Here is a 25,132-nt window from a genome sequence, read left to right on the forward strand (position 1 = left end):
AGGTTCCCAGTACACGTCCCATGCTTACCACGACATGCTGCCTAAGGTTGGCGCCAGAATCAGCATGTCACGCCGAGGCAATTGTTACGACAATGCCTCTATGGAGAGCTTCTTTTCCCATCTCAAGGCTGAAGCACTCTATCCTTATGATATACGAAGCTTGGAAGAGGCGCAAAGGCGTATTGAGGAATTTATCCGCTTTTATAATGAGGAACGAGCACAACGGAAGCTAAACAAGCTGACGCCGGTTGAATACCGACGCCAGCTTGCAGCTTAGGGTGTTTTTACAATGTCCACTAAATGGGGGCTTGACCAAACGGTTCTCCGCTTGCCGTCGGGGGCTTTTGTTGTCATGGCCGGAGACTAACGACCCGCTGCTCATTCGCCATGTAGTCCGTCTAGTACCCTTCTTGGCTGCCAACCCCGACGCTTACCCGCCATGTAGTCCGCCCAGTACCCTTCTTTGCCGCAAACCCCGCTGTTCACCCGCCATGTAGTCCGCCCAGTACCCTTCTTTGACGCAAACCCCGCTGTTCACCCGCCATGTAGTCCGCCCAGTACCCTTCTTTGACGCCAACCCCGCTGCTCATTCGCCATGTAGTCCGTCCAGTACCCTTCTTTGACGCCAACCCCGCTGTTCACCCGCCATGTAGTCCGCTCAGTACTCTTCTTTGCCGCCTAGCCCGACGCTCACCCGTCATGTAGTCCGCTCAGTACTCTTCTTTGCCGCAAACCCCGCTGCTCACCCGCCATGTAGTCCGCTCAGTACTCTTCTTTGCCGCCTAGCCCGACGCTCACCCGTCATGTAGTCCGCTCAGTACTCTTCTTTGCCGCAAACCCCGCTGCTCACCCGCCATGTAGTCCGCTCAGTACTCTTCTTTGCCGCCTAGCCCGACGCTCACCCGTCATGTAGTCCGCCCAGTACCCTTCTTTGCCGCTTAGCGGATGTTCCCGAACGAACGTGCGAGCGGATCGAGCGCTCCATGACCGCGGATGCGTAATGCAAAGCCCCCTCTGGCTTAAGCCAGAGGGGGCCATGGTGAGCAGGCTTACTTTTGGGACAGCCTCAGCGGGATTACAGGCTCCAGTCGAGCTTGACTTCCCTGCCGGTACGGGAAGATTCGTAAATCGCGTCGATGATCAGGTTGGAGCGCAGGCCCGTTTCGGCCGATGTCCACGGCGTTTTGCCTTCCCGGATGCATTCGAGGAAATGGCGGCTGAGCCGAATGCGCCCGCCCTCGTCGTCTTCCGGCGCTTTGAGCGGCACGTCGACCGTGCGGTCGAATTTTTCCGTCAGGAACATGCCTTCATTGCCCCGCAGGTATGCGCCGCCCTCCGAGCCCATAATATGCACGAACGGGCTGCTGTCGGTGTTCATGTGCACGGCCCAGCTGACTTCCAGCGTCAGCGTGGCCCCGTTTTCCATTTTGATCATGGCCGTCGCCAAATCTTCCACGTCGTAGACGCCGTTCCAATCCGGTTTCCCCCAAGTGCCGATCCCTTTTTTCCGCGGACCGAACTCGGCGTACGTGGCACCGTAAACGGATATCGGCTTCGGCTCGCCCATCAGGAAAAAGGCCAGATCCAGCATGTGCACGCCGATATCGATCAAAGGGCCGCCTCCGGACAGTTCCTTGCGCGTAAACCAGGTGCCCCAGCCGGGAATGCCTTTGCGCCGGTACCAACCCGTTTTGGCGGTATAGATGTTGCCGAGCTCGCCTTGTTCGATTTGCGACTTGACTTGCAGCGGCAGCCACTCCCAGCGCATTTGGTGCGCGACCATGACGGTCTTGCCGTATTTCTTTTGCGCGCGGACAATATCCTTGGCCGCCTCCGAATTCAGGCCCATCGGCTTTTCGACCAGGACGTGCTTGCCGCTTTGCAGCGCCTGAATCGTCAGCGGAGCGTGGCTTTGATTCGGCACGGCCACAATGACCGCGTCCACGTCGCTCCGTTCGATGAGCGCTTCCGGAGACGGCGCTACCGTCCGGATCCCGTATTGCTGCGCTCTTTGCTCCGCCAGCGGCAGATAAGCGTCGGTGATCGCGACGATTTCGCATTCTTCGCCGAGCTTGCCGAATTCCTGCAAATGCACGTTGCCGATATTTCCCGCTCCGATCAGTCCGATGCGGATTTTATCCGAAGAACCCATGTGCCAGACGACCTCCATCGAAAAAAGTGAATGTTCTGCATTACCGTCATCATACGCCAGAAACAGCTATGAAAACGATGTCCAATTTGGCCGTTTTTTTATTCGCGATGGTCATCCGGGGAGGCGGCGTACCGGCAACGTCAACATCTGCGGGAATTCATCCCCTCTTCCACCAGGGTCCAGGCGCGCCGCATATCCTTCTCCTCCGGCGTCGGCACGCCCGCAAGCGGGTACGGTTTGCCGAGCCGTTCCCATTTGTATACGCCCATCCGGTGATACGGCAACAGTTCGAATTTGGCGACGTTGTCCAGCGATCCGACGAACGCGCCGAAGGCCGTCAAATCGGCCGCGCCGTCCGTAACGCCGGGGATAAGCACATGGCGGATCCAAACGGGCTTGCCGCGCTCCGACAGCCACCTGGCGAAGGCCAGCGTACGGTCGTTCGGCTGGCCGGTCAGCGCGATATGGCGCCGGCGGTCAAGCAGCTTCAGGTCGAGCAGCACGAGATCGGTCGCTTCCATCAGCTCTTCGACATGAACCGGGTCGCAAAAGCCCGAGGAATCGACCGCCGTATGCAGCCCCCAGCGCCGCTTGCACGCGGCGAGCAGCCGGGCGACGAAGGGAGCCTGCAGCGTCGGTTCCCCTCCCGTTACCGTAATGCCGCCGCCCGAACGGCGGTAATACGGGACGTAAGGCTCGATCTCGGCCAAGATGTCGTCGACCGTGGCCTCTCTGCCCTTGTCGGTGCGCCACGTGTCGGGATTGTGGCAGTAGGCGCATTGCAGCGCGCACCCCTGCATAAAAAGCACGAAGCGAATGCCCGGTCCGTCTACCGTGCCGAACGTTTCAACGGAATGAATCCGGCCTATCGTATGCAAGACATTCGCCTCCTTGTGGTCGCCTCACATCTGCTTCGCGGCATCGCCGGCGCGCGCTCCTCCCCGATCCGCTCTCCGCGGCCGAGGCCGGAACGCGCCCGGACTTCCGCTCAGATGCGTACCGCCCTCATACTGCTCGCATGCCGCACGCATGCTGATCCTCCCATATGCTTGCGTGCCACTCGCATGGCTCGCACTCCGCCCGCACGCTCACATGCTGCCGTGGAACGTCCGGTTCACCACATCCAACTGCTGCTCCCTCGTCAGCTTGATGAAGTTCACCGCATAGCCCGACACGCGGATCGTCAGCTGCGGGTATTTCTCCGGATGCTCCATGGCGTCGAGCAGCTGCTCGCGGTTGAACACGTTGACGTTCAGATGGTGCCCGCCGCTTGCCGTATAGCCGTCCAGCAGCGAGACGAGATTGGCGCGCCGCGTTTCCTCCTCCCGGCCAAGCGCCTTCGGCACGATCGAGAACGTGTTCGAGATGCCGTCCTGGCAGCTCGCGTACGGGATTTTGGCGACGGAGCCGAGAGAAGCGAGCGCGCCCTTGCGGTCGCGGCCGTGCATCGGGTTGGCCCCGGGCGCGAACGGCTCGCCGGCTTTGCGGCCGTCCGGCGTGCTGCCCGTCTTTTTGCCGTATACGACATTCGACGTGATCGTCAGCACCGACAGCGTCGGAATCGCGTTGCGGTACGCATGGTGCTTGCGCAGCTTGTTCATGAACGATTCGACCAGTTCCACCGCGATTCTGTCGACCCGCTCGTCGTTGTTGCCATACTGCGGATAGTCCCCTTCGATGACGAAATCAACCGCGATTCCCCGTTCGTCGCGCACCGGCCGCACCTTGGCGTACTTGATCGCGCTTAAGGAGTCGGCTGCGACCGACAGGCCGGCGATGCCGCATGCCATCGTGCGGACGATCTCCCGGTCGTGCAGCGCCATTTCCAGCCGCTCGTAGCAGTATTTGTCGTGCATGTAATGGATGACGTTGAGCGTGTTCATGTAAAGCCCGGCCAGCCATTCCAGCACCTCGTTGTAATTGGCGGCCACTTCCTCGTAGTCGAGCGTCTCGCCCGTAAGCGGCGCCAGCTTCGGCCCGACCTGGATGCCGAGCTTTTCGTCGACGCCGCCGTTGATCGCGTACAGCAGCGCCTTCGCGAGGTTCGCCCGCGCCCCGAAAAACTGCATCTGCTTGCCGATCCGCATCGCCGAGACGCAGCAGGCGATGCCGTAATCGTCGCCGAACAGCGGCCGCATCAGCTCGTCGTTCTCGTACTGGATCGAGCTGGTGTCGATCGACACCTTGGCGCAGTAATTTTTGAACGCCGCAGGAAGCCGCTCGGACCAGAGCACGGTCAGGTTCGGCTCGGGGGCCGGTCCCAGATTGTACAGGGTGTGCAAAAACCGGAACGAGTTGCGGGTGACGAGCGGCCTCCCGTCCAGCGCCATGCCGCCGATCGATTCCGTCACCCAGGTCGGATCGCCGCTGAACAGCTCGTTGTACTCGGGCGTGCGAAGGAATTTGACCAGCCGCAGCTTCATGACGAAATGGTCGACCAGCTCCTGCGCCTCCGCTTCCGTCAACGTGCCTTCGGCCAAATCCCGCTCGATGTAAATATCGAGGAAGGTCGAGACGCGGCCGAGGCTCATCGCCGCCCCGTTCTGCTCCTTGATGGCGGCCAGGTAGGCAAAGTACAGCCACTGGAACGCTTCGCGGGCGTCGGCCGCCGGAGCCGAGATGTCGAAGCCGTACGACGCCGCCATCGCCTTCAGCTCCTGCAGGCTGCGAATCTGCTCGGACAGCTCCTCGCGCTGCCGGATGACGTCCTCCGACATCGCGCAGACCTCCAGCTCGCGCAAATCGTTCCGCTTGGCTGCAATCAGCCGGTCGACGCCGTAAAGCGCCACCCGCCGGTAGTCGCCGATGATTCGCCCGCGCCCGTAGGCGTCCGGCAGGCCGGTGATGATGCCGGCTTTGCGGGCCGTCCGCATTTCCGTCGTGTAGGCGTCGAACACGCCCTGATTGTGCGTTTTGCGGATGTCGGTAAACAGCCGGATCATCTCGTCCGGCAGCTTGTAGCCGTAGGCTTTGCAGGCGTCGACCACCATCCGGATCCCGCCGAACGGCTGGACCGCCCGCCGCAGCGGCGCATCGGTTTGCAGGCCGACGATCTTCTCCTTGTCCTTGTCGATGTAGCCCGGCGCATGGGACGTGATCGTGGACACGGTGTTCACGTCGACATCCAGAACCCCGCCGTTTTCCCGTTCCTGCCGCATCAGTTCGAGCACCTGCGCCCAAAGCGACAGCGTCGCCTCCGTCGGCGGAGCGAGAAACCGCTCGTCGCCCGTGTACGGAGTGACGTTCAAGGTGATGAACCCGGCCGTATCGATTTTCTCCTGCCATTCGCCCGCCTTGAATCCTCTCCAGGGATCGCGGCCGGACCGCGCCGCGCCCCGCACTTCTTCCTCAAGCATCGCCATAAGAAAGCACCTCCTGAAAAAAGTAGATTCGGGTCAAAACCTGCCGTAATACGCGTTCCGGTAAAGCTCGGCGAGCTCCGCCACGAGCGGCATCCGCGGATTGGCGGTCGTGCACTGGTCCTCGAACGCCCGTTCCGCCAGTTCGTCCACCTTCGCTTCGAAGTCTTCCGGCGAAATGCCGAGATCGGCGAACTTCTCCGGAATGCCGAGCGACCGGTTCAGCCTCCTGACCGCCGCGACGAGGCTGTTCACGCCCTCTTCCGTCGTCTTGGCCGGAAGCCCGAGCATCCTGGCGATATCCGCATAGCGCTCGTCGGCGACAAATCGGCCGTATTTCGGAAACGAAGCGAACTTGGTCGGCTTTTGGGCGTTGTACTTGATCACGTGCGGCAGCAGGATCGCGTTCGTTCGTCCGTGGGCCGTATGGTACTCGCCTCCCCACTTGTGAGCCAAGCTGTGGTTGATGCCGAGAAAAGCGTTGGCGAACGCCATTCCGGCGATCGTCGAGGCATTGCGAATTTTTTCACGAGCAATTGCATCCGAAGTGTGGAACGACTTTTCGAGATTGCCGAACACGAGCCGGATCGCCTGCAGCGCCAGACCGTCCGTAAAGTCGTTCGCCATAACCGATACGTACGCTTCGATCGCATGCGTCAGCACGTCCATTCCCGTGTCCGCGACCGCGGTTTTCGGCAGGGTGTATACGAATTCCGGGTCGACAATCGCGACGTCCGGCGTCAGCTCGTAATCGGCCAGCGGGTATTTCGTATGGCCCTTCGCCCTGTCGGTAATGACGGCGAACGACGTCACTTCCGAGCCGGTGCCCGACGTCGTCGGGATCGCGACGAACTTCGCTTTGCGGCCGAGCCGGGGATACTTGTAGACGCGCTTGCGGATGTCGAGGAATTTCTGCTTGAGCGCGTCGAATTCGGTATCGGGGTATTCGTAAAAAAGCCACATCGCCTTCGCGGCATCCATCGGCGAGCCCCCGCCGAGCGCGATGATGCAGTCCGGCTGAAACGCGCGCATCAGCGCCGTTCCCTTTTCTACCGTGCCGGTGGACGGATCGGGCTCGACGTCGGCAAACACTTCGATGTTGACGGGCGTTTTGCGTTTCCGCAAATAATACTCGACCCTTTCCGCGTATCCCAGCTTCAGCATCGTCGCATCGGTGACAATGAGCACGCGGGAGATGTCCGGCATTTTCTCCAAGTACCGCGTCGCGCCCCGCTCGAAATAAATTTTCGGAGGCACTTTGAACCACTGCATGTTCACCGTCCGCCTCGCCACCCTCTTTACGTTGATCAGGTTGACCGCCGACACGTTGGCCGTCGTCGAATTGCGCCCGTACGAACCGCAGCCGAGCGTAAGGGACGGCAGGTTCGTATTGTAAATGTCGCCGATGGCTCCGTGCGTGGCCGGCGCGTTGACGAGGACGCGTCCGGTCTGCAGCCGCCGCGCGAACGCCTCGACCGCTTCTTCGTTCCGCGAATGGATGACCGAGGTATGCCCCATCCCGCCGTAAGCGACGATTTCGGCCGCGCGCTCGATGCCTTGACGGACGTCCGGCACGGTGTAAAAGGCCAGGATCGGGCTCAGCTTTTCGGCCGAGAGCGGCCACGCGTCCCCGACTCCGTCGAGCTCGGCCACCAGAATTTTGGTTCCGGCAGGCACGTCGATCCCCGCCATCTCCGCGATTTTCTCCGCGGGCTGGCCGACGATCGCCGGGTTGACGGCGCATGTTTCCGGGCGGATCGCGAGCCGCGACAGCGCCTCCGTCTCTTCCTTGTTCAGAAAGCGGCAGCCGTATTCCTTCATCAGCCGGCGAACCGGATCGCATACGGCCTCCTCCACGATGACCGCCTGCTCGGACGCGCAGATCATGCCGTTGTCGAACGTCTTGGACAAAATGAGGTCGGTCACCGCCTGCTTCAAATCGGCCGACTTCTCGATCAGGCAGGGCACGTTGCCGGGACCGACGCCGAGCGCGGGTTTGCCGGTGCTGTAGGCGGCCCTGACCATCGAGGCGCCTCCGGTCGCCAGCACGAGCGCAACGCCCGGGTGGTTCATGAGCGCCTGCGTCGCCTCGACCGACGGGGATTCGATCCATTGGATGCAGTGCTCCGGAGCCCCCGCCTTCACGGCCGCGTCGCGCATCGTCCGCGCCGCCTCCGCGCTCGAGCGCTGGGCGGAGGGATGAAAGGCGAAGATAATCGGGTTGCGCGTCTTGGCGGCGATCAGCGATTTGAATATCGTCGTCGAGGTCGGATTCGTCACCGGCGTCACGCCGGCGATCACCCCGACCGGTTCCGCGACTTTCTGATAGCTTTCGTACGGGTTGTCTTCGATGACGCCGACCGTTTTGACGTGCTTGATGCTGTGATAAACGTATTCCGAGGCAAACAGGTTTTTGATGATTTTGTCCTCGTATACGCCGCGCCCCGTCTCTTCCGCCGCCAGCTTCGCCAGCGGCATGTGCCGGTCCAGCCCCGCAAGCGCCATCGCCTGCACGACGGAATCGACCTGCTCCTGATCCAGCCGCATATAGGCCTCCAGCGCCTGCAGGGCTCTGGCGACAAGCGCGTTCACCTCGTCGGCGGGCGGTGCGGCCGGCGCCTCGCGTTTCGTGCTCTCTCTGGCTGCCATCGATCCACTCCCTCCTCGGCGCGAATAATCGTTCGCCCTTAGATTAGCTCTCCGGCCGCATGGCCGCTATGAAGCAGATCACAGGGCGATCGCGCCGATCTTGTAAACCGGAAGCCGATCCCCATCTGCGCGAATTCGGTTTCCGTCACTTCGGCCCAGGCCAGGCGATTCGGCAAATCGGACAAACCGGCCGTCCCCTGTTCCGCCATCCGGACGATTTTGCCGGCGCAGGCGCAGTCGTACACGCCGTGCAACGGATACGGACCGCCCGCGTCCGAGGGCCAGGCGGCGTCCCAGCCGCCCGCCGCGCAACGGGCGAGCAGCACGCGGGCCGCGGCGGCGGACGGGTCCGGCATGCCGCTGTCCACGATCCAGGCGTACCGGGACTGCGCCAGCGACAGGCCGGCCGCCATGCCGCCGATCGGTCCTCTGCCCGGCGCATAGTCGGTGACGATGCGCACGTCCCGAGGAACGATCGGCAAAAAGAGGCGCGGCGTATCGGTCGCCACCACGATTTCGCGGCACCACGGCCGCATCAGGCGGATTTGCCGCTCGAGCATCGTTTCTCCGCCGATCGGCCACAGCGCCTTGACTTCGCCGAACATAAAGCGGCCTTTGCCGCCGGCGAGGATGATTCCGCTTACGGAAGGAAAGACGGAGCCCGCCGGACAGACGTCCGGTTCGAATCCCCATGACGCCATCGTTCTGCGCTCCTCTCTGCTGGGCTGTGCACCGCTTTTGTTCCCACCTTCATTACACCCCGAAGCGGAGCGGGCAGGCAGTGACGGAAATCATTTTTCGCAAAAATCAGGGAATTCCCCGGCAAGATTCAGTCAATCCCCTCATAACGGCGTCGGATGCGTTCCACTACAATGAAAGTATCCGAACCGGAAGGAGCGTGCCTCACATGACCGCGACAGCCCGAATCCCGATCGGCAACGAAGGCTTGAAAGGAACGGCCCATTGTTTTTCGCCCGTCAGCTTTGCCAGGCTGCAAAGCATCATGTACCGCAAACCGGCCGAAAAAGGCGCAATCCTGTTCTGGGAAGGCGATCCGGCCGACAATCTCATCTTCGTCCGCAGCGGTCGGGTACGCATTACGAAAACGGCGGAAAACGGCCGCCATATCACCCTTTACCTGCTTCAAAGCGGGGATTTGTACGGTCAGCCCGATCCGTCGGGCCGCCCGGTTCACGCGTTTAACGCGGAGGTGCTCGAACCGGGGGAAATCGGCGTCATCCGCTGGTCCGATCTGGAAGTGCTGCTGTGGCAACACGGCGATTTTGCGATCGAGTTCGTGAAATGGATGGGGCTGATGCACCGTTTGACGCAGACGAAGTTCCGCGACCTGATGATGTACGGCAAAGCCGGAGCGCTCTGCTCGCTTTTGATTCGCCTGTGCAATTCCAACGGAGTGCCGGATGCCGACGGAACGCTGATTTCCTTGAAAATCAGCCATGCCGAGCTGGCGGACATGATCGGAGCGACGCGGGAATGCGTCAACCGCATGCTGTCCAAGTTTCGCAAGGAGCATGTCGTTCTCGTCAAGGACGGACACCTGGTCGTCCGAAATCTCGATTACTTGCGCGACGTTTGCCAATGCGAAAATTGCCCGAAAGAAATTTGCCGAATGTAGCTATGGGGTTGAAAATCGCTTCCGTATATTTATAATTGTAATTGTATATTTATACTGAAGCGACAGGAAGTGAACGCCCGTGATCGAGCACGGCAGCCGTCTTGCAGAACGGCAGAACGGATGTACGCCTTTGGCTCCGGAGGCTTTGAACGACGCCTGCGGGCGGACGGCGGCGGGCGAACGCATCGAACAGCTCACGGTGAACGCCTGGCCGGGACTGCGCGAATTTGTCCATGACGGCTGGCTGATCCGTTTGTCCGACGGCTTTACGAAACGCGCCAACTCCGTTCAGCCGCTATGGTCCGGAGCAGGCGCGGATGGGGATATACGGGAGAAAATCGGGTACTGCGAGGAGATCTACCGGAACGCGGGGCTGACGGCTCTGTTCAAAATTACGCCCTTTGCCGCACCGGCCAATCTGGATCGGCTCCTGCATGCGTACGGCTACGACCGGATCGAACCTTCCAGCGTAAGGACCGTTCCGCTCAGCGGTCTGGCGCGGCCGGCATCGGACGGCATCGAGATCGAACGCCGCTTGTCGGGCCGCTGGCTGTCGCTTGTCGCCGATTGGCTGCGCTATTCGGACGAACAGGCGTCCGCCGCGGAACGAATTATGAATGCGGGGCCCGACGCCAAAGCATTCTTTACGCTGTTGCACAAGTCGGAGCCGGTAGCCTGCGGCATGGGCGTGATCGAGGACGGCTATGTGGGGCTTTATGAAATCGTCACCCGGCCGGACTGCCGGAACCGGGGATTCGGGAAGCAGTTGCTGCTTCATATCCTGCATTGGGGAGCGGGCAACGGCGCGCACACCGGCTACCTTCAAGTCGCCGATTCGAACGCGTCCGCCATCCGGCTGTACGACAAGCTGGGCTTCAAGAAGGTATACGCGTATTGGTACCGCCGAAGAGGGTGCGGCTGACGGTGACGGCAAGGCAGAAAAAAACGGCCGAAGCGGCCGACAAGGCCGCAACGACCGTTTTTTCCCCTAAAATCGCCTTCTGAATCAGGCCGATCCGCCTCATTCCTTGATCAGCGACAAAAATTCCGACCGCAGCGTCGAGCTGTTGCGGAACTGGCCGCGCACGGCCGAGGTCACCGTTTTGCTGCCCGGCTTCTTGACGCCGCGCGAGCACATGCACAAGTGCTCCCCCTCGACGACGACCATGACGCCGTGAGGCTCAAGCTTCTCCTCGAGAATGTCCGCGATTTGCGACGTGATCCGCTCCTGCACCTGCAGCCTCCGCGTCACCGCCTCGACGAGCCGGGCGAGCTTGCTCAGGCCCGCGATTTTTCCGCTCGGAATATAGCCGATATGCGCCTTGCCGAAAAACGGCGCCATATGATGCTCGCATTGGCTGTAATAAACGATGTCCTTGACAATGACCAGCTCTTCGTGCTGCTCGTCAAACGTCACCCCGAGCACATCGCGAGGGTCCACTTCGTAACCCGCAAATATTTCCTCATACATCCGCGTTACGCGCGCAGGGGTTTCAAGCAGTCCCTCCCGCTTGACATCCTCGCCGATCAGCTTCAGAATTTCCCGCACATGATACTCGATCTGTTCGCGGTTGCGCGCCACGCTGGAATTCGAATAATCCTTCACACCGGCCAACGGATTCTCCTCCTTATGCCGCAAGTTCCGGCCAAGCGGCGCCCGATCCCGCGGCGAACGGATACCCGCCTTATTTGCGGCGGGGTCCGGATTTTTGTTTTTGAAGCATTTGCTGCGCTCGCTGCAGCTGCTGTTTGTTCATATTGTAACCCATCTGCTTGGCCATCTTTTGGAGCATTTCCGGGTCGTTCTGAATGCGGGTCATTTGATTTCTCAAATAAAAAACCCCGAAAACAAATCCGAGCACAACGCCGACAAGCAGCGTGAGAATCGGGATAATGATGTTCCAGACGTTCAAACTCGTTCCCTCCGACATTTAGGATCAACATGAAGCCGGTCCATTGCGGCGCAGACAAAAATCAAGTTTAGCCGTTCTTTATCCTATGCGGATCGCGACACCACGCCCTCGGGACCATTTTCCTATGATAGCACGACCCCGGGCGGCAGGGCAAATCCGACCCGTCCCGCCGTCAGAGCAGTACAGCTTCGATAAAAATCGTCGGGTGCTGCGACAAGTCGATCTCCGTCGCCCCGATCGCCTCGTCCCCGGATTTGTCGATGACGCGCACGATCGGCCTGCCCGGCAGCCCCCGGTGCTGGCCTACGACGACGCCCGTCTGCCGGTTGGACAGCCGTACCGAAATGCCGTTGGGGTAAACCGAGACGATCCGCAAAAACTCGATCAGCACCGACCGGTCGAGCTGCGTTTCGGAAAGCGCGTTTAACCGTTCGATCGCTTCATGCGGAAGAATCCGTTTGCCTTCGGACAGATCGTACAGCAGATTGTCGTATGTATTGGCGACAGCCACGATTTTGGAGTAGAGATGGATTTCGTCGCCGGTCAGTCCGCGCGGCTGGCCCGTGCCGTTCACCCATTCGTGATGCTGGAACGCGACGTGGGCCGAGAGCAGGCTGTACTCCCGCTTCATTTTCAGCATTTCGAACCCGCGCCACGCGTGATGGAAACGGCCCTCCTCTTTCTCCCTTTCCGGAGCGTCCAGCTTGCCGATGTCGTGCAGCAGCGCCCCGATGGCCAGTTCCTTGAGCTGAATCATGTTCAGTCCCATATTCAGGCCGACAAGCGTGGACATCATGCAGACGTTCATGGCGTGAATATACATCGCATTGTCGGCGGTGCGAATGTCCGACAGCTGCACCAGCACGTTTTGATTCCGCATCACGTCCTCCAGCAGCTGATTGACCGACATGCTGATCGCCTTGGCGTTAAACGGTTTTCCCGAGCGCAGCGCATCGAACGCCTCCGACATCTGCTTGATGACGGCATGCTTGGTCGTTTCGGACAGCACTTCCTCGATCGTCACGTCCTGAAACATCGGATCGCTTATGTATACCATGGTGACGCCCAAGCGTTTAAGCGTGCTAATCATAAATACCGTTAACTGCACCCCTGCCGAGAGGAGCACCGTCCCGTTCGCCGAAAAAATCGTCCTGCCGAGCGTCTGTCCCGGCTCAACCGCTTCGATATCGACCAGTTTCATTCGTTTTCTCTCCCTGTCTGAGCATGCTGAACAGCGGGTAAACGCCTCAAAACCCTTAGCCTTAATAATGTCGGCAAATGAGCCCGAAATTTGAAGCTCGCCGCGCTCCCGCAGACGGAAAATCCATTATCGGCCGGGGGCGGCCGCAGCGCCCTCCAGCCGAAGCAGCTGCTCTTTGACCGGAAGCCCTCCCCCGTAGCCCACCAGAGCTCCGTTGGAACCGATGATCCGATGACACGGCACGATGATCGGCACCGGATTCCGGTTATTGGCCCCGCCAACCGCCCTTACCGCCTTTGGCTGCCCGATGGAAGCGGCGATGTCGCGGTAGGAAGCGGTGCTGCCGTAAGGCACGTCGAGAAGGGCCTTCCATACGTTCCGCTGAAAGACGGTGCCGCGCAAATCGAGCGGCAGCTTGAATGCCGTCGCATTTCCCCGGAAATAATCGGACAGCTGGCGAACGGCTTCCGCGAGAACCGGGTCGCCGTCGGCGCGAACTAAGGCGAAATCCCGCCACCATTGCCGCGCCCATGCCGCTACCGCGGTTTCGCGTTCGTCCAGGCCGCCGAATTCCAGCCGGCAGATGCCGTCCTCCGTCCGGCATAACAGCAGCGTTCCAACCGGCGTGTCAAGCTCCGTCCACTTTAATTCGGCCTTGGCTTCCCGAAGACTGTTCAGCGCTCTCGTTCGCATCCGATCGCCTCCTTTTGATCTGCCGCCGTCTTTTCGGCTTCCGGCGCCTCCGGCGTCTTGCGCTTTCCGGGCCGCCCCCGGATTGCGCGGCCGGCGCCGGACGCCTGCTCCAGCGCCCGGCGGGCCGCCTCTTTCACCCGCTCGTCGGCATCCGTCTCAATCGCCTCGCGCAGCGCGGCTTCCGCCTCGCTTCCGCCGATCCGGCCCAGCGCCCACGCCGCCGTCGCGCGCAGTTCGTAGCGCGGGTCCTCGCGCAGAACGGCCGCGATGTCCGGTACGGACTCCCGGTCGCGGAAGTTGCCCAGTCCGATCAGCGCGTTGCGCTGGATCGGCTTGCGGCCGCGCCAGGAGGCGGCGCTCGATCCGAATTTTTCCTTGAATTCGCGGTTTCCCATCTTCAGCAGCGGCCGAAGCAGCGGCTTCGCCACTTCCGCGTCGGGAATGAGCTCCGCGTGCTGGCGGGCATCTTTTCCCCGGTTGACGGGACAAACGATCTGGCACGTATCGCAGCCGTACAACCGGTTGCCGATCTTGAGCATGACCTCCTCGGAGAGGGTTCCTTTCGTCTGGGTCAGAAACGATATGCACTTTTGAGCGTCCAGCTCGCCCGGCCCGACCAACGCGCCGGTCGGACAGGCATCGATGCAGCGGGTGCATTCTCCGCAACTGTCCTCGACCGGCTTGTCCGGCGGCAGCGGCAGGTTGGTGATCATCTCGCCGAGATAAACCCACGAACCCCATTCGCGGGTCAGGATCATCGTGTTTTTGCCGCTCCAGCCGATGCCGGCCCGCTCCGCCACCGCGCGGTCCGACAGCGCGCCCGTATCCACCATCGACAGGGTGCGCGCTTCGGGAACCCGTTCCGCCAGCCAATCGGCCAGCCGTTCCAGCCTGCGGTTCAGCACGCGGTGATAGTCCTCTCCCCAGGCCGACCGCGACAGAATGCCGCGCCGCAGCCCCGGTTCGGACGCCGGCGGAGCATGCAGCTTGGACGGATACGCGACGGCAATCGCGATGATGGAACGGGGGTTGTCGAACAGCAAAGCGGGATTCGTCCGCTTGTCCAGATCCGGCTCCTCGAATCCCGATTCCCTCCCCAGCTCCCGGTGGCGGATGAGCCGTTCCTTCAGCTCCGTGAACGGATCGGCCGACGCGACCCCGATTTTGTCGATGCCAAGCCCCGGAGCCGCCTCGATCATCTCCTGCTTCAAGCGCTGCCAGAACCCCGCGCCGCGCGGCGGAGAAGACTCCACGCCGTTCAGGTTGTCCATGCTGTTCGTGTTGTTCATGTTCGTGTTGTTCATGTTCGTGTTGTTCATGTTCGTGTTGTTCATGTTCGTGTTGTTCATGCTGCTCATACTGTTCATGCCGTTCCACCTCCCATCGTCTTCGTATCCGTTTTTTGCAAACCCGCTGTTATTCTGCCAGGCGATTCGCTCATGCGCGTATGCGCGAAACCGTTGGTCGCATGCCGAAGAATTCGGTTGAAGATCGGCGCTTATGCGGCAGACCTTCAACAAATGTAGAAATTTGTGCGATTTCCCGCCCGCCGGGGCTGTCGGCTTGCGTCTTAAAGCCTAGCCCAGCGCGTAATCGGCCACAGAATCGCTTCCGCCTTCCCGATGATCAGGCTTTCCGGCACTTCTTTAAACGTCCGGCTGTCCTTGCTCGCGCCGAAGCGGCGATTGTCTCCCATGACGAAATAATGGCCTTCGCTCACCGTCACCGGTCCGAAATCGCCGTCTTCGATGGCCGAATCGGTATAAGGTTCCACCTTCAGTTCGCCGTTAATGTACAGCTGGCCGCCGCGAATTTCCAGCGTATCGCCGGGCATGCCGATAATGCGCTTAACGAGCAGCGGCTTGCGGTCGGGACCTTCGCTCGGATCCCGCAGGATCACCACGTCCCCCCGCTCCGGGTGCCCGAATTCATAGGAAATCTTGTTGATGAACAGCCATTCCTTTTCGTAGAGCGTCGGCTGCATCGAGATGCTCTTGACGGTCGACAATTGAAACACGAATGCCCGCAGCAAGAACACGATGATCAGCGCGATGGCCAGCGCCTTTGCCCAATCCAGCGCCTCCTTGACCCAAGCCGGTCTGGCGGGTCGGGATGCGCGGGCCTTGCCCGGCGGGACGGAATCGAGAGCGGAACGGTGCTCGTTCATGGGAGGCGATCTCCTTTATCGGAATTTTGGCTTTTCCATTCGGCGTAATACCGGAGGACTTCCGCGTCTTCGAACGGCGCCGCCTGCTCGGAGATGCGCTTCTGAAGCTGCTTAAGCCCTTCCTCCGCCCGCATGCGTACGATCGGGCTGTAGCGGTATTCCTTTTTGTGGCGGTCGTATTCGTCCCGATCGAGTTCTTCCCAGCCGCCGTCCGGAAACAGCACCACGTCCAGATCGTAATCGATGTACGTCAGCACGTCGTCGTACCGGCACGGCGGGGAAGAGACGTTGCAGTAATAACGAATGCCTTTATCCTCCAGCAGAGCCACGACGTTAAACCATTGATCGGGTATAAAAAAAGAAACCGCAGGAACGCGGCTTACCCACTCCTTGCCGTCCGCTTCCCGTATCGTCGTCCGGTCGTTGACGAAAACCCACATCGATTGTTCCGCATGGCCGGGGTGAAGCAAACGGTCCGGCACCTGCCAGTTTTCCAGCCAGATCCGGTGCAGCGAGCCGTTGTTTTTAAAGCTTTTGATGATGCACCTTTCGTAAAATAAAGAGGACCTCTCCCCGCTGCGCTCCATGTCGCGCCACCTGCCCGGAAACCGATTCAATTTACTATAAGAAAAGCATATCTTATGGCCAAAAGCAACCGCCTTTCAGCGGCGCCTCTACGGCACGTAAGATATGCTTTCCTTATTGAGAACCCGGCGCGTCCGTGCGCCCGTTTGGCCATTGTCCGGTTTTATCCCGCCACGATCGACAGCGGCTTGCTCAGCTTCACCCTGTCCGGAGCATCGACGAGCCGCTCGTAAAAGGGCAGCAGATGCTCGTTATGCTTGTCCAACGCGACCAGAACTTTCAGCACGTTGCGCTGGCGGAATCTCTGGTTCATCGCCGTCATCAGCGACCGCCCGACCCCGCGGCGGCGATGGTCCGGATGGACCGCAATCCGGTACACGTAACCGTTCTGCCTGTCAATCGTTCCGATCATTACGCCCACAAGAGAACCTTCATCTTCCGCAACAAGAATCAACTCGCTGTCCCAGGACAATTGGCGGGCGAACGCCTTTAACGTTTCCTGGCAACACTCTTCCGACAAGGAAACTTCCAGAAGCTCGGAAACAGACCGGTAATCCGACAGTTGGAAAGCACGAATTCTCATGTTAAAACTCCCCGGCTTGAGATAGGATGGTGATTCATTAGCGGCGTATTAACGTAAGCTTAATTTTACGACAAATTTCCGAAAATTTCTCCCCCCTTTGTAAAGAAAACATAAATTTTTTTTTGATTTTCGTCAAATTTCCCTTGAAAACGCTTAAATTAAAACGCTTTTTGTAACTGTTTCTCTAAAATCTGCCTTTAACGCGCGTTTTGAGAGATTTTCAACCCATTAGGCCGTCGCCGCCGGGCACCCCCCTGTGATCCGGATCATTGTTCGCACATAAATCTCGTATCAAGGATTCATCGGCTCTGACGGCAGAAAAAGGAATGAAAAAAGGGAAAACGGGGCATGTTAAGCCGGGGACGGACGATGGGAAACGGACGGAAACCAGGAAACCCGGAAGGAAGCCCGTGAATCCGACTTTCTAAACATACTTGTTGATTTAATTACGTAAATCAGGGATAATAAGAGGCAGGTTACATATTCCGAATTCAAGGAGGTTTTCATCATGGCACATGTACTTCCCCCGCTTCCGTATGCGAAGGACGCTCTGGAACCGTACATCGACGCGACGACGATGGAGATCCACCACGATCGCCACCACAACACCTACGTAACGAACCTGAACAAGGCGCTCGAATCCGCGCCCGAACTTGCAAACAAAAGCGTTGAAGAGCTGATCTCCGACCTGAACGCCGTTCCGGAAAGCATCCGCACCGCCGTTCGCAACAACGGCGGCGGCCATGCGAACCACTCCCTGTTCTGGGAAACGATCGGCCCCAACGGCGGCGGCGCTCCGACCGGCGCGCTGGCTGCAGCCATCGACAGCGAACTGGGCGGCTTCGAAAAGTTCAAAGAAACGTTCTCCAACGCCGCTGCGACCCGCTTCGGTTCCGGCTGGGCTTGGCTTGCGCTGGGCAAAGACGGCAAGCTGAAAGTATACAGCCTGCCGAACCAAGACAGCCCGCTCATGGAAGGCGACACGCCGCTGCTCGGCCTGGACGTTTGGGAGCACGCTTACTACCTGAAATACCAAAACAAACGCCCGGACTACATCGCCGCTTTCTGGAACGTAGTCAACTGGGAAAAAGTCGGCGCTCTGTACGACGCCGCGAAAAAATAAGTTTCCGCTTAGCAAAAACGCCAGCATTCGCTGGCGTTTTTGCTGCGACGCATAGCCGCCATGTAGTCCGTCCAGTACCCTACATTGCACCCGCCCGCGATGCTCAATCGCCATGTAGTCCGTCCAGCACCCTACATCGCACCCGCCCGCGATGCTCAATCGCCATGTAGTCCGTCCAGTACCTCACTTGGCTCCGAGCCGGCTATATTGGATTTTCTGCAGGATACGGGCTCCTTTCGCCTTTTTCCGGAACGTATGTTGTATTTTTTCCAATGAAAAAGCCCGAAAGCCGTGCGGATTCGGCTTCTTCGGGCCAAATAACTGGATATTTCCAACATAGACCGGCTTTCGTCGCCTGAACGGCGCATTCGATTGGAGTTTTTCCAATATAGACGCGTAGCCGAGTCGCAATGGACGCGTAACCCATAGACGTGTAACCCATAGACACGTAGCCTATAGACGCGTAACCGAGTTGCTCTATAGCCACGCCGGGGATATAGACGCATAGGCTGCGGCTGCTCAGACCGCGGTGGTGTACGGCGAATAACCGGTTCGGCAACCGGCAGAGCGCTTGGAAACCGTTCATCGGCCGGTCGCGTTTTCGGGAACGGACTTGAAGCCGGCGCAGGTTTAAGCCTGCCCGTCCGCTAGCGTGCCTGCCGGGCAAAATAATCGCCCAGAATTTTGCGGAACACGTTGGGCCACGCCAGCGCTTCGAACTCCTCCCGGTTCACCCAGCGGTATCGGTCCGGCGTCGGCGGAACCGGTCCGTCGCTCGTTCCCGCTCCGTACAAAGCCGAATGCTCGCGAACCGCCGCCTGCCCGCGGCCTTGGCCCGCCGGGAGCGCAAACTCGGCGCCGTCCGCCTCCCACACGCGCAGAAACCAGTGCAGGTGCGAGAATACGTGCTCCGCCTCGCCGACATAGCGGCGCGGCAGCACGCGCAGCCCCTCGGCGGCCAGAGCGCCGGCGAGCCAGTCGGGGCCGGCCTCGTCCGACTGCCACGATTCGGCGTCGGCCGCCTCCACATGCGGCAGCTCCCACATCCGCGCGAGCAGCCCCCGCTCCGGCCGCTGCCGCACCAGCACCCGGCCGTCCGGCCTCGCCGCAAGCACCGCGAGCCTGTGCTGCGGCTTCGGCGGTTTCGCCCGGCTCTTGACGGGTAGCTCCGTCTCCCGGCCCGCCAGCCTGCCCGCGCAGTGCTCCATCACCGGGCAGGTCAGGCAGTGCGGGGAACGCGGCGTGCAGACGAGCGCGCCCAGCTCCATCAGCGCCTGGTTGAAATCGCCGGCCGCTCCTTCGGGGATGAGTTCCTCCGCCAGAACCTCCATTTTGGCGCGCGTCGAAGGGCGGGCGATATCGTCGTCGATGCAGAAATAACGGGACAGCACGCGCATCACATTGCCGTCCACCGCCGGAACCGGCCGGTTAAACGCGATGCTCATGATCGCCCCCGCCGTATACGGCCCGACGCCTTTGAGCCCGGACACCGCATCCTTATCGTCCGGCACGCGGCCCCCGTACCGCTCGGTCACCTGCTTGGCGGCCGCCTGCAGGTTGCGCGCGCGCGAGTAGTAGCCGAGCCCTTCCCACAGCTTGAGCACTTCCTCCTCCGGCGCTTCCGCCAAGTCGCGAACGGTCGGAAACCGCTCCACGAACCGGTTGAAGTACGGGATCACCGTGTCCACCCTCGTCTGCTGAAGCATGATTTCCGATACCCAGATGTGGTACGGGTCCCGGCTTCGGCGCCAGGGCAAATCCCGTTTCGACGCCCGGTACCATTCCAGCAGCCCGCGGGAAAAATACCTTTTCAGCTCGATCTCGTTCATCCGCTTCCCCAGCGGCCCCCTTTCGCTTCTTATTCGCCGTCTCCCGAGCCCGGCCAGCCTCCCGCCAGCTTGCGGTAGCGGCTCGGCGTCAGCCCCGTGTGCGCCTTGAACATCCGGGAGAAATAATAAATTTTCATGCCGATCCGGTTCGCCACGTCCGAGACGTTGCATTCCGGGTCAAGCAGCAGGGTCCGGGCCAGTTCCATCCGCCGCTGGTTGACGTACTGGATCGGGGAACACCCCATCATGCTTTTGAAAAAGACGATAAAATAGTTCGGGTGCAAAAAGACTTGGCGCGCCAGTTCCTCCACGGTCAGATTCTCGCCGAGATGATCGTCTATGTACTGCAGCACCGTTCCGATTTTCTCCATCTCCTGGCTCGGCGCCTTGTCGGCCTTGGTGGCATCCTCCGGCAAATGCTCCAGAAAGACGCTGATCAGCTCAAGCATCGCCGCTTTCATCCGGAGCTTGGAGGTCAGGCCCGATTGGGCCGACAGCGCCGTGATCGTGTCCAGCAGCCGCTGCGCATCCGCCGTCTCCGCATGCACCGTATAAGGCAGCCTGAGCATCCGGTACAGATTCCAATCGCCGTAGCCGTCGCGAAAGTGGCACCATTTGTATACCAGCTCCGAGCCCGCTTCCGCCGCAATTTCGTGTTTCGTTCCCGCAAAAATCAGGCTGCAGTCGCCGGGCTTGAGCGCGGTTTCGCCGTTTTCGAGCAGCAGCTTGCCTTCGCCTTTGACGACAAGGATAAACCGGTTGCAATCGTATGCGTCCAAACCGCCGGCGCGGTTGTCTTTCGCGACCGCCGTAGTCTCCGACGCGGCCGTCACCTCCACCTGCATATGTTCGAGATGATGCATCAATATGGTAAAATAAGAACGGGCCATTTGTACTCCTCATGCTGTCTGAAATGATCTGCTCATACAAAGCTCCATTTTATAATAAGAAATCCCGAAGGAGAAGAGCGAATTGTCGACGACTCCCGCAACCGCACGATTTTCAATGTTCAAAAAGACCGTCCCGCTCATTGCGGCCGCGGGCTTGTTCGCCCTTCTCGCCGCCTGCGGAAAGAGTGGCTCCGATACGGCAACGAGCCCGAGCCCGAAGCTCGAAGGGCCGAAGGAGACGGTCGCCCTGTACCGGAGCAACTGCATCTCCTGCCACGGGGCGGAACTGGAAGGCAAAATGGGCGACTCCACCAACCTTCAGCATGTCGGCGGCAAGCTGACCCTAGAGCAGATCCGCCGGCAAATCGCCGAAGGACGCGATCTCATGCCGGCGTTCAAGGATCGGCTGACCGCCGAACAGATCGACGCTCTCGCCTCCTGGCTGGCGGAGCGCCGCTAAAGAAGCCTGCCCGACCGCCCGGAAGGCAAAACAAAACCCGGCCGTCCCGCAAGGCGTCCGGGCCTTTCATGACTTTTGCTCCACAATCGCCGTTGCGGCGGCGGCGTTCCGTTCGTGCGTAATCGCCACATGGATGGCGTACCGTTCCGCGGCCAGACCCAGCCGCAACCACGCTTCGGCGGACAAGCGGCACACCGGCCGGCCGGCCGGATCGGGCAGCACCTCGATGTCGCGAAAGCCGACGGCCGCGCCGATGCCGCAGCCCAGCGCCTTCGCCACCGCTTCCTTGGCGGCGAAGCGCCCGGCGGCAAACTCGGCGGCCCTTCGCTTGGGCAAAGCGCTGCAGCGTTCCCGCTCGGCGTCGGTCAGCACGCGGGCAGCGAACCGTTCGCCGGTCCTCCCGTCCAGCACCGCTTCCATCCGCCGGAGATCGACGATGTCCAATCCGATTCCGATAATCATAGGACGGCGGTCAAATGCCCGGAATCGGCTGGCGCTTGTGCTCGGTGCGGCGGTAGTGCCGCTCCAGAATTTCCCTTGCGGCCGGGTCGATGTCCTTGCCTTCGAGATAGTCGCTGTTCGCCTCGTACGAAACGCCAAGCTCGCCTTCGTCCGTCTGTCCTTCCCATAATCCGGCCGTCGGCGCCTTTTCCACCACTTCCGCCGGCACGCCCAGCCGCCGCGCAATCTGGCGGATCTGGCGCTTGTTCAGCGAGCTTAGCGGCGTAATGTCCACCGCTCCGTCGCCCCACTTCGTAAAGAACCCGGTCAGCGCCTCGGAAGCGTGGTCGGTCCCGACCACCAGCAAATTCAGATCGAAAGCGAGCGCATACTGGATGACCATTCTCGTGCGCGCCTTGATGTTGCCTTTGCCCCCGCGGCTGATATGCCGGTGGATGCCGAGCGATTTGAACGCGTATTCCGTCTCCAGCGCGATTTCGTCCACCGCTTCGGCGATGTTCGTCTCGACTTTATGCGTCAGCTTGAACGCCTCCGCGACGGCGTAGCTGTGGTGGATGTCCTCCTGCTTGCCGTACGGCTGGAACACGCCGAGCGTGATGTACTCCTTGCCGGTTTCGGCGGACAGCTCATCCGTCGCCATCTTGCACAGGCCGGTCGCCACCGCGCTGTCCACGCCGCCGCTGATGGCGATCAAAAGCCCCGACGCCCCCGCCTTTTTGACGTAGTCCTTCAGAAAATCCACCCGGCGCCGAATCTCCTCGTCGACGTCGATGACCGGCTTCACACCGAGCTTCGCGATAATTTCCTGCTGCAGGCTCATCGGATCACTCTCCGTTTGTTCCATAATTATGTAAACCGGGCGCCGTCCGCTTTCGGAGGCGCCAAAACTGCCGAAACGTTCAAAAAAAACCGCAAGTCCGTGGGACGAACCTGCGGGCTGTGCCGGCTTAGCGGCAGAAACGGTCGAACGCGGCCGTCAAATCGCCGGCAATCTCGCTTGCGCTGCGGTTCTCGATTTGGTGGCGCTCGATGAAATGCACGAGCTCGCCGTCCTTCAGCAGCGCGATCGACGGAGACGAGGGCGGATACGGCGCGAAATATTCGCGCGCCTTGGCGGTCGCTTCCTTGTCCTGGCCGGCAAATACCGTGTACAGATTGTCCGGCAGCACGTCGTGCTTCAGCGCCTCGGCGACCCCCGGCCGGGCTTGGCCTGCCGCGCAGCCGCAGACGGAGTTGACGACGACAAGCGTCGTTCCCTTGGCGTTCGACAGCGCCTCTTCCACCTCTTCCGGCGTTCTCAGCTCCTTAATTCCGAGCCTGGTCAGCTCGTCGCGCATCGGTTGGACCATGTCCAGCATATATCTTTCAAACGACATCGACATGATATCAGCCTCGCTTCCCGTGTCCGTAATTGCGGTTTGATCCGCTTGATTCATTATACCGCGATGCCGCAAGCACCGTCAAAACGCAAAACCCTGACTGCGCCGCCAGGGTCCGTCCGTTCTCGTTATGGTTCGGGTCTATTGCGCGGGTTCGCTCCGCCTTGCGTCTCCTCGTTTTGCCGGCCCTTTGCGGCAGGCGGATACCGTGCGCTGCCTCAAGGCTCGTCCAGCACTTCGGGCACGGGAAAACGGGGATCGGGATACGGAAGCCCTCCGGCGGCGAAATCGCCGTCTCTCTCGACCCGGTCCCGCTCCTTGCGGGCGCGAAAGCCGTTGCCATTGCTTGCGGCCGAGCCGGACTCCCGTCCCGCCCCCCGTCTCTCGTATCGTTTGCGATTTTCGGTCATGGCTTAAGCCTCCGCGTCCGGAGCTCAGGTCGAAGGACGATCCGGCCCGTCCAGTTTTTTGTCGTACCCGCGGTCAAGCGGGGAACGGTCGCGCTGCCGTTTTTTCTCGGGAACACGTTCTTCCTGGGAAGGGGATTTCGGATTGGACATGGGCGCATCCTCCTTAGTTGGATCATTCGCCCTTATTGTTGGCCAAGCGCGAGGCCATTATGCGTTTGTTGCGGCTTGCCGGAACGGATGCCGATGCGCCGGGGAAACGAACGGGCCTTTGGCCTGGACGCCGCTTTTCTTTGCGCTTCCTTAACGCTACAATATGAAAAATAAACCTCGAATTCAGGATTCGGAAAGCGAGAGCGAACGTGAGCAAAATGTGGGACGTTATCGTCATCGGCGGAGGGCCGGCGGGCCTGATGGCCGCGATCGCGGCGGCGGAGGGGGGCGCCCGGACGCTGTTGCTCGACAAGGGAGACAAGCTCGGGCGCAAGCTTGGCATATCCGGCGGCGGACGCTGCAATGTCACGAACAATAAGGATGCACAGGAGCTGATCCGCTATTTGCCGGGCAACGGGCGGTTTCTGCACAGCGCGCTGTCCCGCTTCGGAAGCCGGGAGATCGTCGCCTTTTTCGAAGGGCTTGGCATCGCCCTGAAAGAGGAAGATCACGGACGGATGTTTCCGGTTTCGGACCGGGCCAAAACGGTGGTCGACGCATTGGTCGGACAAGTCCGGCGCGCCGGCGTCGAAATCCGCGTTCATCAAAAGGTGGCAAAGGTGCTGTACGACGGCGGCCGGACGGCCGGCGTGCTGCTGGCGTCCGGAGAGAAAATCGCGTCTTCGTGCGTCATCGTGGCGACCGGCGGCAAGTCGGTGCCGCATACCGGCTCCACCGGCGACGGCTACGCGTGGGCGGAAGAAGCCGGACATACGATTACCGAGCTTTACCCGACGGAAGTGCCGATCACGTCCGGCGAGCCATGGATCAAGGAGCGGGAGCTGCAGGGGTTGTCGCTGCGGGACGTAAAGCTTACCGTTCTGGACGGAAGCGGCAAAAGCGTCGTCTCGCACGAAGGCGACATGATTTTCACGCATTTCGGCCTGTCCGGACCGGCGGCGCTCCGCTGCAGCCAGTTCGTCGTCAAGACGCTGCGGGCCGGCAAAGGCCCGGTAACGGTCGCGATCGATCTTTTTCCCGGGAAGCAGGCGGAAGAGCTCGCTTCCGGCTTGGGGACGGCGGCCCGCGCCGAACCGCGCAAGGCGGCCAAAACGCTGGTCAAGGGCCTGTTGCCGGAACGGATGGTTCCGCTGCTGATGCGAAAGGCCGAGCTGGACCCGGAGATGGCCGCCGCGAACGTGTCCAAAGCCGCCTGGCTGAAGCTGGCGCAGCTATGCAAGAGCTTTCCGGTGCAGGCGACGGGGACGCTTTCCCTCGAGGAAGCGTTCATCACCGGAGGAGGCGTTAACGTCAAAGAGGTCCATCCCGCAACGATGGAGTCCAAGCGGATGCCGGGGCTGTACTTCTGCGGCGAAGTGCTGGACGTGCACGGCTATACCGGCGGCTACAACATTACCGCCGCCTTCGCGTCGGGACGGGCCGCGGGGACGGCGGCGGCGCAAGCATGCCGGGAAGCCAGCCGGCCGTAGC

Annotated in this window: 27 protein-coding genes; 6 read left to right on the forward strand and 21 right to left on the reverse strand. The window is 60.7% G+C overall.

Going from position 1 to position 25,132, the window contains the following annotated elements; genetic code table 11:
* Positions 1 to 277, forward strand: a 277-nt coding sequence (locus F560_RS0110185) for an integrase core domain-containing protein (RefSeq protein ID WP_019005629.1), incomplete at its 5' end; no start/stop codon positions are given.
* 798 nt (positions 278 to 1,075) lie between these two features.
* Here F560_RS0110185 and F560_RS0110190 read toward each other — a convergent pair.
* From F560_RS0110190 to mobA, 6 genes are all read right to left on the reverse strand, one after another.
* Positions 1,076 to 2,152 (reverse strand): Gfo/Idh/MocA family protein, encoded by a 1,077-nt coding sequence (locus F560_RS0110190; RefSeq protein ID WP_019005630.1) that lies wholly within the window; start codon positions 2,150 to 2,152, stop codon positions 1,076 to 1,078.
* A gap of 140 nt (positions 2,153 to 2,292) precedes the next feature.
* The gene (pflA, locus tag F560_RS0110195; protein WP_019005631.1) at positions 2,293 to 3,030 is read right to left on the reverse strand and encodes a pyruvate formate-lyase-activating protein; all 738 of its coding nucleotides are present in this window, start codon (positions 3,028 to 3,030) and stop codon (positions 2,293 to 2,295) included.
* A 24-nt stretch (positions 3,031 to 3,054) separates the two neighbouring features.
* Entirely contained in the window at positions 3,055 to 3,183 is a 129-nt protein-coding gene (locus tag F560_RS26430) for a hypothetical protein (protein ID WP_019005632.1), read from the reverse strand.
* A gap of 57 nt (positions 3,184 to 3,240) precedes the next feature.
* The gene (gene pflB / locus F560_RS0110205; RefSeq protein ID WP_019005633.1) at positions 3,241 to 5,514 is read right to left on the reverse strand and encodes a formate C-acetyltransferase; all 2,274 of its coding nucleotides are present in this window, start codon (positions 5,512 to 5,514) and stop codon (positions 3,241 to 3,243) included.
* 33 nt (positions 5,515 to 5,547) lie between these two features.
* Positions 5,548 to 8,160: a bifunctional acetaldehyde-CoA/alcohol dehydrogenase gene (adhE, locus tag F560_RS0110210; protein ID WP_019005634.1), complete on the reverse strand. Its 2,613-nt coding sequence runs from the start codon at positions 8,158 to 8,160 to the stop codon at positions 5,548 to 5,550.
* Between the two features lie 38 nt (positions 8,161 to 8,198).
* Positions 8,199 to 8,861, reverse strand: coding sequence for a molybdenum cofactor guanylyltransferase (gene mobA, locus F560_RS24585; protein WP_019005635.1), 663 nt, complete (start codon positions 8,859 to 8,861; stop codon positions 8,199 to 8,201).
* Between the two features lie 206 nt (positions 8,862 to 9,067).
* Between mobA and F560_RS0110220 the strand changes: the two genes are divergently transcribed.
* Together F560_RS0110220 and F560_RS0110225 are read left to right on the forward strand one after the other, a co-directional pair.
* On the forward strand, positions 9,068 to 9,796 hold the full coding sequence (locus tag F560_RS0110220; RefSeq protein ID WP_019005636.1) for a Crp/Fnr family transcriptional regulator: 729 nt from the start codon (positions 9,068 to 9,070) through the stop codon (positions 9,794 to 9,796).
* A gap of 79 nt (positions 9,797 to 9,875) precedes the next feature.
* Positions 9,876 to 10,718, forward strand: coding sequence for a GNAT family N-acetyltransferase (locus F560_RS0110225; protein WP_019005637.1), 843 nt, complete (start codon positions 9,876 to 9,878; stop codon positions 10,716 to 10,718).
* A gap of 99 nt (positions 10,719 to 10,817) precedes the next feature.
* Here F560_RS0110225 and folE read toward each other — a convergent pair whose 3' ends face one another.
* The 8 genes from folE to F560_RS0110270 all read right to left on the reverse strand — a co-directional run bounded on the left by folE (position 10,818) and on the right by F560_RS0110270 (position 16,938).
* Positions 10,818 to 11,411, reverse strand: a complete 594-nt coding sequence (gene folE, locus F560_RS0110235; RefSeq protein ID WP_019005639.1) for a GTP cyclohydrolase I FolE — start codon at positions 11,409 to 11,411, stop codon at positions 10,818 to 10,820.
* A 70-nt stretch (positions 11,412 to 11,481) separates the two neighbouring features.
* Positions 11,482 to 11,709 carry a YneF family protein gene (locus F560_RS0110240; protein WP_019005640.1) on the reverse strand — a complete coding sequence of 76 codons (228 nt, stop codon included), beginning with the start codon at positions 11,707 to 11,709 and terminating at the stop codon, positions 11,482 to 11,484.
* A 172-nt stretch (positions 11,710 to 11,881) separates the two neighbouring features.
* Positions 11,882 to 12,910, reverse strand: coding sequence for an HD-GYP domain-containing protein (locus tag F560_RS0110245; RefSeq protein WP_019005641.1), 1,029 nt, complete (start codon positions 12,908 to 12,910; stop codon positions 11,882 to 11,884).
* A 126-nt stretch (positions 12,911 to 13,036) separates the two neighbouring features.
* Positions 13,037 to 13,603 (reverse strand): methylated-DNA--[protein]-cysteine S-methyltransferase, encoded by a 567-nt coding sequence (locus F560_RS26435; protein WP_019005642.1) that lies wholly within the window; start codon positions 13,601 to 13,603, stop codon positions 13,037 to 13,039.
* A complete protein-coding gene (gene queG / locus F560_RS22975) occupies positions 13,585 to 14,874 on the reverse strand; it encodes a tRNA epoxyqueuosine(34) reductase QueG (RefSeq protein ID WP_156828952.1) in 1,290 nt (429 codons plus the stop codon). The genes F560_RS26435 and queG overlap by 19 nt, the downstream gene beginning before the upstream one ends.
* A gap of 299 nt (positions 14,875 to 15,173) precedes the next feature.
* Entirely contained in the window at positions 15,174 to 15,770 is a 597-nt protein-coding gene (lepB, locus tag F560_RS0110260) for a signal peptidase I (RefSeq protein WP_019005644.1), read from the reverse strand.
* Positions 15,767 to 16,357, reverse strand: coding sequence for a DUF402 domain-containing protein (locus F560_RS0110265; protein WP_019005645.1), 591 nt, complete (start codon positions 16,355 to 16,357; stop codon positions 15,767 to 15,769). Before F560_RS0110265 ends, lepB begins: the two co-directional genes overlap by 4 nt.
* A 161-nt stretch (positions 16,358 to 16,518) precedes the next feature.
* The gene (locus tag F560_RS0110270; RefSeq protein WP_019005646.1) at positions 16,519 to 16,938 is read right to left on the reverse strand and encodes a GNAT family N-acetyltransferase; all 420 of its coding nucleotides are present in this window, start codon (positions 16,936 to 16,938) and stop codon (positions 16,519 to 16,521) included.
* 508 nt (positions 16,939 to 17,446) lie between these two features.
* On the opposite strand from F560_RS0110270, the gene F560_RS0110275 reads away from it, so the two are divergent.
* The gene (locus tag F560_RS0110275; RefSeq protein ID WP_019005647.1) at positions 17,447 to 18,061 is read left to right on the forward strand and encodes a superoxide dismutase; all 615 of its coding nucleotides are present in this window, start codon (positions 17,447 to 17,449) and stop codon (positions 18,059 to 18,061) included.
* Between the two features lie 647 nt (positions 18,062 to 18,708).
* Here F560_RS0110275 and mutY read toward each other — a convergent pair.
* On the reverse strand, positions 18,709 to 19,890 hold the full coding sequence (gene mutY, locus F560_RS0110280; RefSeq protein WP_019005648.1) for an A/G-specific adenine glycosylase: 1,182 nt from the start codon (positions 19,888 to 19,890) through the stop codon (positions 18,709 to 18,711).
* Positions 19,891 to 19,919: 29 nt separating this feature from the next.
* Positions 19,920 to 20,780, reverse strand: coding sequence for an AraC family transcriptional regulator (locus F560_RS22980; protein WP_019005649.1), 861 nt, complete (start codon positions 20,778 to 20,780; stop codon positions 19,920 to 19,922).
* Positions 20,781 to 20,862: 82 nt separating this feature from the next.
* On the opposite strand from F560_RS22980, the gene F560_RS0110290 reads away from it, so the two are divergent.
* Positions 20,863 to 21,240 carry a c-type cytochrome gene (locus F560_RS0110290; protein ID WP_019005650.1) on the forward strand — a complete coding sequence of 126 codons (378 nt, stop codon included), beginning with the start codon at positions 20,863 to 20,865 and terminating at the stop codon, positions 21,238 to 21,240.
* Between the two features lie 66 nt (positions 21,241 to 21,306).
* Here F560_RS0110290 and acpS read toward each other — a convergent pair whose 3' ends face one another.
* The 5 genes from acpS to F560_RS26440 all read right to left on the reverse strand — a co-directional run bounded on the left by acpS (position 21,307) and on the right by F560_RS26440 (position 23,641).
* Positions 21,307 to 21,702 carry a holo-ACP synthase gene (gene acpS / locus F560_RS0110295; protein WP_019005651.1) on the reverse strand — a complete coding sequence of 132 codons (396 nt, stop codon included), beginning with the start codon at positions 21,700 to 21,702 and terminating at the stop codon, positions 21,307 to 21,309.
* Between the two features lie 10 nt (positions 21,703 to 21,712).
* Positions 21,713 to 22,522 carry an ammonia-dependent NAD(+) synthetase gene (nadE, locus tag F560_RS0110300; RefSeq protein ID WP_019005652.1) on the reverse strand — a complete coding sequence of 270 codons (810 nt, stop codon included), beginning with the start codon at positions 22,520 to 22,522 and terminating at the stop codon, positions 21,713 to 21,715.
* 127 nt (positions 22,523 to 22,649) lie between these two features.
* On the reverse strand, positions 22,650 to 23,084 hold the full coding sequence (locus tag F560_RS0110305) for a BrxA/BrxB family bacilliredoxin (protein WP_026298208.1): 435 nt from the start codon (positions 23,082 to 23,084) through the stop codon (positions 22,650 to 22,652).
* Positions 23,085 to 23,299: 215 nt separating this feature from the next.
* Positions 23,300 to 23,491: a hypothetical protein gene (locus F560_RS0110310; protein WP_019005654.1), complete on the reverse strand. Its 192-nt coding sequence runs from the start codon at positions 23,489 to 23,491 to the stop codon at positions 23,300 to 23,302.
* Positions 23,492 to 23,515: 24 nt separating this feature from the next.
* Positions 23,516 to 23,641 carry a hypothetical protein gene (locus F560_RS26440; RefSeq protein ID WP_019005655.1) on the reverse strand — a complete coding sequence of 42 codons (126 nt, stop codon included), beginning with the start codon at positions 23,639 to 23,641 and terminating at the stop codon, positions 23,516 to 23,518.
* Positions 23,642 to 23,859: 218 nt separating this feature from the next.
* Here F560_RS26440 and F560_RS0110320 point away from each other — a divergent pair, with 218 nt between their 5' ends.
* A complete protein-coding gene (locus F560_RS0110320) occupies positions 23,860 to 25,131 on the forward strand; it encodes a BaiN/RdsA family NAD(P)/FAD-dependent oxidoreductase (protein WP_033395999.1) in 1,272 nt (423 codons plus the stop codon).
* Position 25,132: the final 1 nt, after the last annotated feature.

It is taken from the genome of Cohnella laeviribosi DSM 21336 (genome assembly GCF_000378425.1).
Classification (GTDB): domain Bacteria; phylum Bacillota; class Bacilli; order Paenibacillales; family Paenibacillaceae; genus Cohnella; species Cohnella laeviribosi.